We start from the raw sequence: 13,387 nt of genomic DNA, 5'->3' as shown, positions 1-13,387 counted from the left end.
GTCGGCTCCTTGCTCAATCCAAGACGCCGTTTCGGGCGATGTGCCGCAAGCCGGCGTAGGTCGAAGACTTCCGGCAGCGCGGCGTTGAGGCCGTCCTGGGCGATTTCGATCGCCCGGAGACACTCCCGGCTGCCACGGACGGGTGCCAGACGATTTTCCTCATTACGCCGCCCACGCCAGAACAGTTCACCCAGGAAACCGCTGCGATCGACGCTGCCAAGCGATCGGGGATTGCCAGGATCGTCAAGGTTTCCGCCTCCGACGGAAACGTGCGCTCACCTGTTCCCTGGGCGAAAGCCCACGCGCGCATCGACCATCATCTGCGCGCTGCGGGCATCGATTGGACCCTCCTGAAGCCGACGGCGTTCATGCAGAACTTCCTCTGGTTCAAGGACCCGATTGCCAAGGGCTATCTGCCCCAGGTCACGGGGAGCGGCTCTGTCTCCTGGGTCGATACACGCGACGTGGCGCGCGTGGCCGCGGCCGTGCTGACCGAACCGGATCATGTGGGCGCGACCTATTTGCTGACCGGCCCGGAAACACTGGATATGGAAGAGGCGGCCAAGCGCCTGTCGGACGTGCTGGGGCACAAGGTGCGCTATCTCAACCTGCCGCCCCTGGCCTTCCGCGCACTCCTTTGCCTGACCGGCAACTCGCCGTGGATGGCCAAGGGGCTGGTGGTGCAGTTCGCCGATGTTGTCGCAGGCCATCACGACATCGACCCGACCTTCGAGATCGAGCGCCTGATCGGCACGCCTGCGCGTGGCTTCACCGACTTTGTCCACGATCACTGCGCGCAGTTCGCCAAAGCGGCCTCCTGATTAGGCGTAAGCGGGCCAGGAACTCGAAGGAGACGATCGGCAAAGGGTCCGGATTCAATGAGACCCGCACCGGTTTGTTTTTAAGGACAGGCGCTTGCGCGCGCCGTGCGCCCGAGCTGCCTTGTCTTGGCAAGCGTAGACGCTGGACGCCAGACGCCTTGCAGGAGGGTGAGGCTGGGCCGGAGGGTGAGGCTAAAGGAATTGCCGAATGAAACCCGCGGCGCCGACGCACGCCGATGCTGCGCATGGAGGCCCTTCGCTTCGTGGCTCCGCCAACCGTCGGCGCCTGGTGCGCGTGGCGGCGTTAAAGCGCAAGGGATGGGCGTCATAACGGAAATGCGCTTGCGTAATGCTGGTTTTCGGGTCGCGCTCCACCGGCACTTCTCTTTCGACCACCCGGCGCGGACAATCCGCGGCGCAGCATCTTGGCGTCGTGCAAGCTGCTGGGCTGAAGCGATTTGCGGCAACTCAACTCGGACGGAGTGTTGCGATGCGTAAGCAGTTCACTGCGGTGGTCCTCATTCTCGCCTTGCCGCCCCTGTTGGCGTCGGGCCAGACCCCGCCAGCGGCACCGGGCAAGCCCGGTCCACAGACGCCCGCGCTCAAGCGGGTCACGGGGATCGGCGGTGTGTTCATCAAGGCCCGCGATCCCAAGGCATTGCGTGCCTGGTATCGCGACCACCTGGGAATCGATGTACAGGTGTGGGGTGGCACTGCGTTCCACTGGGCCGATGCAGAGGGCAAGCCGACGCCGGGCTCGACGGCCTGGATGGTGGGCGATGGCAGCAACTTCGCTCCCAGCGAAGCGCCCTTCATGGTCAATTATCGGGTCGCCGACCTGGACGCGCTGTTGGCCGCGTTACGTGCCGAGGGCTGCAAGGTGCTGGAAAAGACCGAAGCTTCCGACTATGGGAAATTCGGCTGGGTCATGGACCCGGAAGGCAACAAGGTGGAACTGTGGGAGCCGCCGGCCGGCTCCTAGACGCAGGGCTCGGAGAAGCAGAGCCAGGTGCGCCTTGCTGATTGATGATGGTGCCAAGAAACAAACGTTAACGCTGGCGATGGGCGCAAGTCACTTTTGAATTGGCCAAAGGGGCCATGGCGCCTGCGCCAGACACGCACCGGTGCGATGCATCTGATCCTCTCGCTCCCTGGCGGGGCCCGGCGCTCGAACCCGCTGTGCCTTGAAGGGGGCGCCTCCCGCCATCCTCCGGCGCTAGTTCCGCTTCAAGGCGCTGATGAGCAAGATCCGAGCAGCAGCAAGGGCAGGTAGACTGAGGCAAATTTGCATGGATCGGGCCGATGGCTTGCGTTGTGGCCCGTGGTTTAGCGCGGGGATGGATTTGCAAAGGCCTTCAAATGATCAGACGCTCTTCGGGTGTTCCCGGCCACCGGTTGGCCGCTGCGGCTGTCACTGCGGCAGCATCGTTGATCGCACTGGCAAGCGCTTACGCCGCGCTTTGCCTGGTGGTGCTGTATCGACCCGATTGGCTGCCGAGTGACTCCATTCTGATGGCTGCCCTGGTCGGACCACCCGGCTGGTTAGTTTGGGGCCCGGGGCACGCTCCGCGTTCTACGGCTCGACATTGGCATTTCTGGCAACGCTCCTCGTCGGTGCCAGTCTTCGTCCGCTGCTGCTGCCATGCGCGCTCCTCGGCTTTCTGATCTGGCTGGGCTCGGGCTTTATTTCGGTGAGCATGTCCATCTAGGCAGCCATGGAATTCGGCAGTCAGAAGGCACGCATTGGGTCAACGGACTCAAAGTCGGTTGGTGCGTCCTCACCGCGTAGGGCGGGCAGGTCGCTATCGGTGAGAACAGGGATTTGTCAGGAGCAGTTCGATGCGCACGCACGGCACGCTGACGAAATGGAACGATGACCGAGGTTTCGGCTTCATTGCCCCAGCCCAGGGCGAGCAGGAGATCTTCGTCCACATCTCCGCGTTTCCGAGGGACGGTGAGCGCCCTCGGATCAACGAGCTGATTTCTTTTGAAGTCGAGACCGGGCCGAATGGCAAGCTGCGCGCGGTCCGGATCATGCGTCCTGGACAGCGCCCGGCCTCGGCCCGGCCGCGAGCGAAGCGCAAGCCAGATTCACCGTCCCTTGGCGTTGGCGCGGTGGTCGCGCTGCTGGCGTTTGTCGGCTTGGGCGTTTACGGATACTCGCGCTTTGCGCCCACGCCGCCCGAACCGGCTTCGGCGCAGGTCCCGCGTATCTCGGCTGCGCCGCCGACCTTCGCCTGCGACGGCCGCACGATGTGTTCCCAGATGAACTCCTGCGCAGAGGCGCGATATTTCCTCCAGCATTGCCCCGGCACCAAGATGGATGGGGACCACGATGGCGTGCCGTGTGAGCAGCAATGGTGCAACTGAGCGGTGAGGGATTCCTAGAGCCAGGGCAGGACGCTTCGGATCGCACGTGCCTTATGACAAATCGCCGTTGTCGTGATGCGCAGCCCGGGCGATCAGTGCACCCAAAGCAAAATCGTGGCCAGCAGCGGCAGGACGAATGCGCCTGGCTTGATCCAATGCGGGCGGTACGGCAACAGGCCGAAGGTGATCGCGCTTCCGGCGATGGTCATCGCCGCCAGCCATCGCACCATGCCCACGCCCCAGCCGCCTGCGCTAACCGCGCAGGCGAGGGCTGCGGCGGTCAGTGCCCATCCCAGCCAGCGCAGGCCGCGCAGCCGTGGCCCATCAATGCGTGCGGAGGGCAAGACCGCCTGATACCGCTCCATCGACAGGCACAGCGCGACGAAGCCGCTGAAACACAGGGCGAGGATCAGCAGATTCATGCGGCGCCACCCTCGATTTGGGGCTGCGGTGGTGCCTGGCGACGACGCTTTTCCGCCGCGGACACCGGCGGTTGCCAGCGCTGCATTCGCCAGCCGCAGTACCCCAGGACCAGGCCGATGCAACAGGTGACCAAGTCGACTCCGGCCAAGGCCCAGTCGCCCTGGGGCAGGGTGACACCCAGGTGCACATGCGTGGTCAAGGCATTGAGCAGCGGGATCAGCGTGAACAGCCCGGCGGCCATGTACAGCAGCCAGGCCCAGGTCTGGCGGCGCGGTCGTATGAAGCCCGCCACGATGGCGATGGCCCAGACGAGAAAGAACACACGGGCCTCCATGTCCGGCCGGGCCTCGATATGCAGCGGCACCAGCCGGTTGGCCCAGAAATAGCTGGCGAAGGCGAGCGGCAGGCCGCCGACCGCGCCGATGTTCAACGCATCGACGAGGCGTAGCCCAACGCCGATCCTGCCGGACTTGAGGTGCTTGGCGCGTTCCTTGATTCCCCACAGGACCGCGCCGCTGGCCACCATCAGGCAGCCAAGCAGGCCGGAGGCGAACAACAGCAGGCGCAGGACCGGGTCGGCAAAGCGCGCGATGTGCAGGCCGTACAGCACGCCGCGTGTCTCCGACGCCGCGCCTGCGCGACCGCTGTGCGCGATGATCTGGCCGGTCGCAGCGTTCAGGCGCACGCCCGGCGTTTCGTAGGACAGCCGGCGCCCGTCGCGCTGGTACACGCTGACCGTCTCAGCGGCGTCGCCGGGATGGTCGATGCGGAAGCTTTCCACTGCCTTGCCCTCCCAGGCCAGGCGCGCACTGGCCAGCAGTTCGGCGATCGGCTTGGGCGTGCCTGGAGTGCCTGCGGCGTCGCCAGCTGGTGGCAGATCGCTGAAGGATTCATCGTAGAAGGCCTGCGGGCCTTCCGGATAGGCGGCTTTGATGCCAAGCGGCAGGTACATCACCATCAGCGTGACGATGCCGGTGTAGGTGATGACCAGGTGGTAGGGCAGGGCCATGACCGCGCTGACGTTGTGGAAGTCCAGCCAGGAGCGTTGCCCCTTGCGCGGCCGAAACGTGAAGAAGTCCTTGAAGATCTTCTTGTGGGTGATGACGCCGGTGATGATGGCGACCAGCATGAACATCGCACAGAAGCCGACGATGTAGCGCGCCCACAGCACCGGGATCGCGTACAGGTCGAAGTGCAGGCGATAGAAGAAGTCGCCACCGCGGGTTTCGCGCACCTGCGAGTGCTCGCCGGTGGACGCGTCGATCGTTGCTTGACCGAAGCGCGCGCGACGCGAGGCGCGATCGTTGGAGGCGCCTTCCCTGGCCGGGTTCATCCAGTACATGTCCAGTGCCGGATTGCGCGCATCGGGAAGAGTGACGTTCCAGTACGTCGCGTCGGGGGCCTCGCGCTGCAGGTATCGCAGCGCGTTGGTTGCCGCCACGTCCGGCGCGACCACCGTGCGCGGCAGTTCCGGGCGCATCCAGCGATTGAGTTCCTCGCGGTAGTAGCTGGCGGTGCCCCCCATGAAGATCAGCAGCAGTAGCCAACTGACCAGCAAGCCGGTCCAGGTATGCAGCCAGGCCATGGACTGGCGAAAGCTCTGCTTCATGACCCGCCCCGCAGAAGCGAGGTCGCCAGCGCCATCAGTGCCGTGGGGATGGCCAGGCCGGCCCAAGCCTTCCACGCATTGCGGGAGGCAAAGGCCCACAACGCAGCGCACGCGCCTGCGACGATCGCCACCAGCATGCCCGTCAGCACGGCCTGACTGCGCGCGATGGGCAGCGCCACGGCAAGCAATGCCCCGGTGCTGGCGGCGAATGCGTAGCCACCTAGCATCGCCGCCAGGCTGCGCGAAAGGATGCCGGGCCAGGCGCGGCCGGACCGGCGTGCCGCAGGCGCGGGCTGAGGCGTCCTCATGGGAGATCGAAGGCGCTGGTCATCCGGCAGGCGATGCCTTGCATCTGGCCGGAAGGCACGGGCTTTTTTGAGATCGAAATCCCGGCGTTGATGGTCGGCATGGTGATGGCGAGTTATCGGGTGGGGGTGGGCAACCGAGGGCTCCGAGGCTTGCCCTGGAGGCCGATCAAGGCGGGTCGACGGACGGACCGCGCGCCCAATGAATGAGAATTGTTATCGTTTAAAGGATCGCCGTCAACGCTCGAGCCGCGGATCGGGGGAGGCGATGGCCGCGCATCCGAGAAAGAACATCGTCAACCGAAATGCGGACGTGCGGTCCACGACAGGTGCTGCCGGCAGCCTGACCTGGGGCGATGACGCAGCGGACGGTTGCCTGGGTTGCCGCCCGTCAGCGGATTGTCTGCGTCCCCTGAAATTTCCCTGCAGATCGCGCAAGCGCGGCCGATGCCGATGCCGATGCACACGGCGTCGTCGTCGGTACTGCGGCCATCAGGGAGACAGGCCATGGCGGGAGGGCTTGCGGGTCGCGGCTGGCAATACGGCACGAGGCCACGATCATTGACAGGAGGGACTCATGCACGTCGTCACGTTGCCGGTGTGGTTGTCGCACTGGCGCTTGCCAGCCTCGGCGCGAGTGTGCGCGAAGCAGGACATCCACGCCGCTTCATCGACGGCAACGATCGTCACGCCGGTTGGAACGCCTTCTGCTGCGCATGCCATGCACTGGGACTATCAAGGCCCCGGTGGGCCCACCCATTGGGGCGATCTGGATGAGGACTACGCCACCTGTTCGCTGGGCCATGCACAGAGCCCGGTCGATATCCAGCGTACGGTCAAGAAGGTGATGCCGCCGCTGATGTTCGAATACACCATGGTCGCGCCGACCATGGTCAACAACGGTCACACCATCCAGGTCAACGTGCCGTCGGGCAACAGCGTCACCGTCGGCGAGCGACGGTGGAACCTGGTGCAGTTCCACTTCCACACGCCCAGCGAGGAATCGATCGGCGACCGCCGCCATGAGATGGTCGCGCACTTTGTGCACAAGGACGCCGATGGCAAGCTTGGTGTCGTCGCGCTGCTGATCGACGCTGGCAAAAGCGACAACGCGGCCTGGGACACGATCTTCGCGCAGATGAGCAAGGCCGGCGCCACGCCGCAGCCGACTGGGCACTTCTTCCTGCCGGCGCTGCTGCCCCAGGACCATGGCTATTACGCGTTGAAGGGTTCGCTGACCACACCGCCGTGCTCGGAAGGGGTGAGCTGGATGATCCTCAAGCATCCGGTGACGCTGAAGGAGCGCGACATCGCTGCATTCCGCCAGATGTTCCCGCTCAATGCACGGCCGGTGCAGTCACTGGCCGGACGCACCGTCTATGAGAGTCTGTGAAGACCGCGCGCGCCGGCGGGCGCGAGCACGGCTTGGAGCGGAGTGAGGCCTGCGTTTGGATTCCGAACCGACACTCGGTCCGGGAGCGGGATAGGCGACACTTCCAGGTCCTCTATTGCGCCGCACGTCGGAGTCCGATGGCAGCGCCCGGTTCGGGGCTTGGACAATGCGGCTCCGGTGCCGGCACCGAGCATTTTCAGCACGCAGCAAAGGCCCGACCCCTGGCTCGGCCTCCTGGCCTGCGCGCCGTCGGGCTAGACTGCCGGGCCAACGAATGAGGGGACGCTACATGGGGACTGACAGGTTGTTTCGCGTTGCAGTTTTGACGGCCGCATTTGCCATCGGCAGCGCGCAGGCCAAGGAGTTGCCGCTGCCACCGCAGCAGCGCCAGGCGAGTCTGCTGGCCGCCATTTCCGCCGACGCGATGCGCGGGGATCTTTCATTCCTGGCGTCCGACGCGCTGGAAGGGCGCGGTACGCCCTCGCGCGGGCTGGATATCGCGGCCGAATACATCGCCGCCCAGTTCCGTGGCGCCGGACTGGAACCGCTGGGCGATGACGGCTATTTCCAGACCGCCGACTGGCGCAAGATCGCGCCGGAGAAGGAGCGCGCCAAGTTCGCCGACGCGTCGGCACCGCTGCTGGTGCGCAATGTGGTCGGCGTGCTGCGCGGGTCCGATCCGACGCTGAGCAAGACCTACGTGCTGGTCACGGCGCACTACGACCACCTGGGGATCCGCAAGGACAAGGGCGACGACCCGATCTTCAACGGCGCCAACGACGATGGCAGCGGCACGGTCTCGGTGATCGCGCTAGCGCGCGCGTTCGCCGCCCAGAAAGTGCGGCCTAAGCGCAGCATCGTGTTCATGACCGTGTTCGGTGAGGAGCACGGGCTGGTGGGTTCGCGCTATTACGGCGCCCATCCGCTGGTGCCGGTGGCCGACACCGTGGCCGACATCAACCTGGAGCAGGTCGGTCGTACTGACGATAGCGAGGGCCCGCAGGTGCGCGCCGCGGCGATCACCGGTGCCGACTATTCCGAGGTGGCCGACGTGCTGCGCAAGGCGGGTGAACAGACCGGCATCCGCATGACCAAGCATCCGGTCAACAGCGACCGCTATTTCGCCTTCAGCGACAACCAGGCCCTGGCCGACCTGGGCGTGCCGGCGCATACCATCAGCGTGGCCTACGACTTCGCCGACTACCACGGCGCGGCCGACACCTGGGACAAGATCGACTACGCCAACATGGCGGCGGTGGATCGCGCGGTGGCCCTGGCCGTCTGGACCATCGCCAACCATCCGGTCGCCCCGCGCTGGAACACTAGCAACCCCAAAACCGCCAAGTACGTGGAGGCGGCGCGCCGTTTGCATGGAGAGTGACGCAGGGCCGCAGGCGCGGCGATGTCACGGCGAAATCCATCGCAGTGACGCACTCGATCACCAGGACGCTGTGCCTGCTTCTACAGGTATGTGAGCAAAGCCGGGTTGACCGGCACGCCCCGCTGTCACTGGGAACGCCTATCATCCCCCCGACCCACAACTGCAGGAGCGTGCGATGAGCGATGACCAGGGCAAGGCGTTGAGCAGTGACGAGATGGTGGTGACCGTCGAGGGACAGAGCGTCGATTGGTACCTGCAGAGTCTGGTCACCACGGTCAACAGTACCGACGTGCAGTTCGGGATCACGCTGTTTGTCGAAGGCGCGATCGTGTCGGGCCTGCTGGTGGGCGGCAAGCGCTATTTCGAGACCTTCGCCGAAGAGTTCGCGGCCGCCTTCCCGGGCGACGCGGAGGGCAAGGAGGAGATCCGTCGGTCCTTTGCCAGCTATGCGGAGATCTACACCTCCGAGGAAGGGAAGGATCCGCCGCCGCCGCAGTTCATCCACTTGATCGACTCGCGCTGCTTTTCGCCGGGCGGGCAGCCGCTGCCGGGCAATCGCGGGGTGCTGTGGCGCGGCAAGATCAACGCGGTCTCCGGTTTCAGCCTCGGCCTGCTGTCGGAAGAGGGCGCGTAGGCGCGCGTGACGAAGCGGGGCGGGTGCGGTGTCGCCATGTGCGCCCCGCCTCGCCATCCCTATAGGCGGTGTGCGCGGTGTCTTGCCGAATCCGTAAGATCGACGCGAACGCGCCCACGCGGCACCCGAGCCGACCGACAGGACATCTTGATGCGCGATCCCTACACGCCGCCTGCTGCGCCCGCTCGCCGCGAGGCGGCACGTCAGTCCATCGTCCGTCCGCTGGTGGCCTTCCTGTCTGGCCTGCTGGTGGTGCCGGCGGCATTGTTCATCCTCTTCAGCCTGCTGTTCCCCAACGAAGTCCTGGCCTACGGCAATGCCAGCTTCTGGTGCGCAGTGCTGATCGGCAGCGTGGCCGCTGCGGCACTGGCGATGGCCGTGCGGCGCATCCCGCTATGGCTGCTCATCCTGCTCGGGCCGATGTTGGTGTTCACCTGCGTGGTGCTGTGGATCGTGTGGATGATGATGGCGGCCTGAAGCGGGGCGGAGTTCTGCGCCATGGCACACGCACGCGGGTGCGCCGGCGCGCGGCGATCATGGGATGATCGCGGCATGAACTTCCATGTCCGCTTATGGTCCCGCTTGGCCTTGCTGGCCTGCGTCGTGTTGTCCGCCGGTGCGGCGCAGGCAGCGCTACCCGTGCAAGGCGTCACCGTGGTCAAGACCTATCCACACGACACCTCGGCCTACACCGAGGGATTGTTCTATCTGGAGGGTGCGCTCTATGAGAGTACCGGGCAGATCGGGGCGTCGGGCATCCGCAAGGTCGCGCTGGACAACGGGCAGGTCCTGCAGCGCGCCGAACTGGCCCCGCCGTATTACGGCGAGGGCATCGTGGCCGCCGGAGACCGGCTGATCCAGCTCACCTGGCGCAGCGGGCAGGGCTTCGTCTACGACCTCAAGACCTTCCAGCCGCAGACGCGCTTCGCCTATCGCGGCGAGGGCTGGGCGCTGACCAGCGATGGGCACAGTCTGTACATGAGCGATGGCACCGCGCAGATCCGGCGGCTGGACCCGCAGACCCTGCAGCAGACCGGCACCATCGAGGTCACCGCCGACGGGCAGCCACTGCGCAATCTCAACGAGCTGGAGTGGATCAAGGGCGAGCTGTGGGCGAACGTCTGGTTGACCACGCGCATCGCCCGCATCGATCCGGCCACGGGCAAGGTGCTGGGCTGGGTCGAGCTGGCGCCGCTGGTGCCGCCGCGCGACACGCTGGAGGACCCGATCAACGACGTGGCCAACGGCATCGCCTACGACGCCGCGCACGATCGCATCTTCGTCACCGGCAAGCAGTGGCCCACGCTTTACGAGATCGAGCTGGCGCCGGCCCAGTAGGACGCATGGCGCGACGCGAGGCCGCAGGCGTTGTGCCGTTGGCGCGCCACAGGCGCCAGCGGGATGCCCTCAGTCGCTGACCACGCGGTTGCGGCCGTCGCGCTTGGCGGTATAGAGCGCCTTGTCGGCGTTGGTCAGCAGGGCTTCGATGCTGGGGAAGGCATGGGCGCTGTCCTGGGTGGCCACGCCCGCCGAGAAGGTCACGTGTAGCGGCTGCTGGTCGATGATGGTCATCGGCAGGCGGCCGACCTCGGCCAGGATGCGCCGCACCACGTTGGCCGAGGTGGCCGCGTCGATGCCGGGCAGCACGATCATGAATTCCTCGCCGCCGTAGCGGGCCACGATGTCGCTGCCGCGCAGGTAGACCTGCAGGGCCTGGGCGAAATTGCGCAGCACCTCGTCGCCGACCAGGTGGCCCCAGCGGTCATTGACCTGCTTGAAGTCGTCCAGGTCGATGAAGGCGACCGACAGCGGCCAACCGTGGCGCTGGGCGGCCTCGAATTCCTTGCCGAGCACGTGCTCGAGCTGGGCGCGATTGAAAATGCCGGTGAGCGGATCGCGGCGGGCCTCCTCGGTGAGGCGGCGGGCGCGGCCTTCGAATTCCTCGGCGGCTTCGCGCGCGCGCGCGGCCTCCTGCAGGTCGCGCATCGCGCGCAGCTGGGCCAGCTCCCGGGCATCGTCCAGGATGGCCCGCAGCTGCGAGGGGCTGGAGATGTGCACCTCGAAGACCTCGCAGACATCGGCCAGCATCGTGCGCACATCCTCCACGACGCCGTTGAACGTATCCGGGCCCAGCGACAGATGGGTCATGCAGGAGGCCTGGGCTTCCAGGTGCGCCTGTTCGGTGTCCTGGCCCATCCAGATGTCGGCGATCAGGCCGGACACCCGCACGCAGGCCTGGAAGGGCGGTAGCTGTACCTGCGCCAGCGCTTCGCTTTGTCCGATGGCGTCGGTTAGCAGCTCGGGTAGGTTCCAGTGCCGGGCCAGCAGGGCGCCGATCTCGGCGTGGTCGGCGCCGTAGGTCTCGCGTTCGCTCAGCAGCAGGTTGGTATTGTCCAGCGCCTGCTCGAGCAGGGCCTGGTATTCGCCGGGGAACAGCTGGCACAGCGCCAGCACCCCGATGTCCTGCAGCAGGCCGGCCAGCATCAGTTCTTCCAGCTGGCGCAAGCCGACACGCTCGCCGAGCAGGCGGGCGGCCAGCGCGGCGACCACGCAGCGCTTCCAGACGCGCTCGCGCGGGCAGTTGCTCTCCGGCTGGGACATCTGCCGCGACAGGGTGAAGCCCAGGGCCAAGGTCAGGGTGGCGTTGAGTCCCAGCAGCGACAAGGCCTGGGTGAGATTTTCCACACGCTGGCGGGCGGCGTAGAGCGGCGAATTGGCCACGCGCAGCATGCGCGCGCTCAGCGCAGGATCCTTGCCGATCAGGTTCGAAGCCGTTGCCATCATCGCGTCCGGGTCCTGCGCCAGCCGCAGCAACTGCAGTGCCACGCCTGGAGGACTGGGCAGCCCTCGGCAGTGCTGCAGTTCGCGTTGGAGGTCGGTACGCATGTCGGGGCGCGGAGCGTTCTCTCGGGGGACGAGCTGGGGCGCCGAATCGTGCGGCGCCAAGATGATGCGTCAAGAATAGCGGCGCGTGGAGCTAAAACTTTAGATCGGGTGCGATGGTTATCCTTGTCGGTCGACTGCTTTCCCTAAAGGGTGTCTCCATGGATGACGGTCACGGCGTCCGTATCGAAGCGCGCACGATCCCCGTGCCGACCTCGATCAGCGCGCATGCACGCGAGTACTTGCGTGACAAGGTCGCTGCCGATGGGGTGCCGCACAACGCCAGGATCGCCGTGCCGGCAGCGGACGACTCCGAGGGATGGATCCGCATGCAGGCGGCGGTGGAGCAGCACTATGCCCAGGCGCTGGCCGCGGCGGCCGGGCGCGTGCGTGCCCAGGCGCGGACCCTGCAGGTGGGCACGGCGACCGTGCACCTGGCCACGCCCGTCGAGCCGCAGGACCCGGATGCGGCACTGATCGAGTTGCACGGCGGGGCGTTGGTGTTCGGTGGCGGCCAGGCGTGCAGGATCGGCGCCTGTGTCCAGGCCGATCTGCACGGACTGGCCTGCTACGGCGCGGATTACCGGATGCCGCCGGCGCATCCCTATCCAGCCGCGCTAGATGACTGCCTGGCGGTCTACCGCGCGGTCCTGGCGCGACACGACGCCGCGCGCGTGGTGATCAGCGGACGCTCGGCCGGCGGCAGTCTGGCCGCGGCGATGCTCCAGCGCGCCCGCGACGAGGGTCTGCCGCTGCCGGCCGGCCTGGTGCTGCTTTCGCCCGAGGTGGACCTGACCGAGTCGGGTGACAGCTTCCAGGTCAACCGCACGGTGGATGTGGTGCTGCCCGGCTCGCTGATGGCGCAGAACCTGCTCTATGCGGGTGGGGCGGACCTGGCCGACCCGCGGCTGTCGCCGTTGTTCGGCCGCTTCGACGGGTTCCCGCCGACCTTCCTGCAGAGTGGGACGCGCGATCTGTTCCTGTCCAACACCGTGCGCCTGCACCGCGCGCTGCGCCGGGCGGATGTCGATGCGCAGCTGCATGTGTTCGAGGCGATGCCGCATGGCGGCTTCAATGGCGCGCCGGAGGACGAGGAGCTGGCCCGGGAAGTGGCGGCATTCGTGCGCCGGGTGCTGGGCCGGGCACCGACTTGACGGGAATTTGGCCGATGGCCTGGCCAGGCCCGCCGAGGACGCCTGTACCCTGATCGACCCTCCCGCTCATGTTCTTGCCCGTCATGTCCGCACCGCGTCCCAGCTTCAGCTACCGCCTCGCCTTCCGCCCGCTCGACGCGCAGATGAGTTCGGCGGAGCTGGCCAGCACGGTGCAGCGTGCATTGCTGGCGCTGGGCGATCCCCGGCACCGGGTGTCCATCGTCAAGATCCATCGCCCCCCGCGGCAGGACGGCGAGGGCCTGTATGTGGAAGCGGTGGCCGCCGGCCCGGAGCGCTGGTACCTGGAGGCCGACGACGCGCTGCAGGCCCAGGGGCTGCGGACCGAACTGCTGTACTGAGCACACGGCCACGCGCAGCCTGTTAGTGCGCATACCCCTGTAACGCCACGGCTGT

The 13,387-nt window shown here is 66.6% G+C and carries 13 protein-coding genes and 1 pseudogene; 10 read left to right on the top strand and 4 right to left on the bottom strand.

Annotated features, from left to right (window positions below; all coding sequences use genetic code 11):
* Window positions 1–74: 74 nt before the first annotated feature.
* The 3 genes and pseudogenes from PJ250_RS02625 to PJ250_RS02615 form a co-directional block, all read left to right on the top strand.
* Window positions 75–821: pseudogene (locus PJ250_RS02625) on the top strand (SDR family oxidoreductase); the annotation flags it as partial.
* A gap of 490 nt (window positions 822–1,311) precedes the next feature.
* Window positions 1,312–1,803: a VOC family protein gene (locus PJ250_RS02620; protein WP_333909497.1), complete on the top strand. Its 492-nt coding sequence runs from the start codon at window positions 1,312–1,314 to the stop codon at window positions 1,801–1,803.
* A gap of 857 nt (window positions 1,804–2,660) precedes the next feature.
* Window positions 2,661–3,191: a cold shock domain-containing protein gene (locus PJ250_RS02615; RefSeq protein ID WP_271647011.1), complete on the top strand. Its 531-nt coding sequence runs from the start codon at window positions 2,661–2,663 to the stop codon at window positions 3,189–3,191.
* Window positions 3,192–3,283: 92 nt separating this feature from the next.
* Here PJ250_RS02615 and PJ250_RS02610 read toward each other — a convergent pair whose 3' ends face one another.
* The 3 genes from PJ250_RS02610 to PJ250_RS20600 are packed head-to-tail and all read right to left on the bottom strand — an operon-like array spanning window position 3,284 to window position 5,402.
* On the bottom strand, window positions 3,284–3,613 hold the full coding sequence (locus PJ250_RS02610; RefSeq protein WP_271647010.1) for a DUF3325 domain-containing protein: 330 nt from the start codon (window positions 3,611–3,613) through the stop codon (window positions 3,284–3,286).
* On the bottom strand, window positions 3,610–5,223 hold the full coding sequence (locus tag PJ250_RS02605) for a PepSY-associated TM helix domain-containing protein (RefSeq protein ID WP_271647009.1): 1,614 nt from the start codon (window positions 5,221–5,223) through the stop codon (window positions 3,610–3,612). Before PJ250_RS02605 ends, PJ250_RS02610 begins: the two co-directional genes overlap by 4 nt.
* Entirely contained in the window at window positions 5,220–5,402 is a 183-nt protein-coding gene (locus PJ250_RS20600) for a DUF3649 domain-containing protein (RefSeq protein WP_333909496.1), read from the bottom strand. Before PJ250_RS20600 ends, PJ250_RS02605 begins: the two co-directional genes overlap by 4 nt.
* Before the next feature lie 847 nt (window positions 5,403–6,249).
* Between PJ250_RS20600 and PJ250_RS02595 the strand changes: the two genes are divergently transcribed.
* From PJ250_RS02595 to PJ250_RS02575, 5 genes are all read left to right on the top strand, one after another.
* Window positions 6,250–6,921, top strand: a complete 672-nt coding sequence (locus tag PJ250_RS02595; protein ID WP_271647007.1) for a carbonic anhydrase — start codon at window positions 6,250–6,252, stop codon at window positions 6,919–6,921.
* 322 nt (window positions 6,922–7,243) lie between these two features.
* Window positions 7,244–8,302, top strand: coding sequence for a M28 family peptidase (locus tag PJ250_RS02590; RefSeq protein WP_271647006.1), 1,059 nt, complete (start codon window positions 7,244–7,246; stop codon window positions 8,300–8,302).
* A gap of 175 nt (window positions 8,303–8,477) precedes the next feature.
* Complete coding sequence (gene gvpU / locus PJ250_RS02585; RefSeq protein WP_271647005.1) at window positions 8,478–8,936, top strand: gas vesicle accessory protein GvpU; 459 nt, start codon at window positions 8,478–8,480, stop codon at window positions 8,934–8,936.
* Window positions 8,937–9,086: 150 nt separating this feature from the next.
* Entirely contained in the window at window positions 9,087–9,413 is a 327-nt protein-coding gene (locus tag PJ250_RS02580; protein WP_271647004.1) for a hypothetical protein, read from the top strand.
* Window positions 9,414–9,488: 75 nt separating this feature from the next.
* Window positions 9,489–10,274: a glutaminyl-peptide cyclotransferase gene (locus PJ250_RS02575; RefSeq protein WP_271647003.1), complete on the top strand. Its 786-nt coding sequence runs from the start codon at window positions 9,489–9,491 to the stop codon at window positions 10,272–10,274.
* A 69-nt stretch (window positions 10,275–10,343) separates the two neighbouring features.
* Here PJ250_RS02575 and PJ250_RS02570 read toward each other — a convergent pair whose 3' ends face one another.
* Window positions 10,344–11,822 carry a GGDEF domain-containing protein gene (locus PJ250_RS02570; protein WP_271647002.1) on the bottom strand — a complete coding sequence of 493 codons (1,479 nt, stop codon included), beginning with the start codon at window positions 11,820–11,822 and terminating at the stop codon, window positions 10,344–10,346.
* Between the two features lie 158 nt (window positions 11,823–11,980).
* Between PJ250_RS02570 and PJ250_RS02565 the strand changes: the two genes are divergently transcribed.
* Both PJ250_RS02565 and PJ250_RS02560 read left to right on the top strand, forming a co-directional pair.
* Window positions 11,981–12,973 carry an alpha/beta hydrolase gene (locus PJ250_RS02565; RefSeq protein ID WP_271647001.1) on the top strand — a complete coding sequence of 331 codons (993 nt, stop codon included), beginning with the start codon at window positions 11,981–11,983 and terminating at the stop codon, window positions 12,971–12,973.
* Between the two features lie 83 nt (window positions 12,974–13,056).
* The gene (locus PJ250_RS02560) at window positions 13,057–13,332 is read left to right on the top strand and encodes a hypothetical protein (protein ID WP_271647000.1); all 276 of its coding nucleotides are present in this window, start codon (window positions 13,057–13,059) and stop codon (window positions 13,330–13,332) included.
* The last annotated feature ends 55 nt before the right edge of the window (window positions 13,333–13,387 follow it).

The organism is Pseudoxanthomonas sp. JBR18, assembly GCF_028198165.1.
GTDB lineage: Bacteria > Pseudomonadota > Gammaproteobacteria > Xanthomonadales > Xanthomonadaceae > Pseudoxanthomonas_A.
Note: the sequence above shows the minus strand (reverse complement) of the source record. Positions and strands in the feature narration are given on the sequence as shown.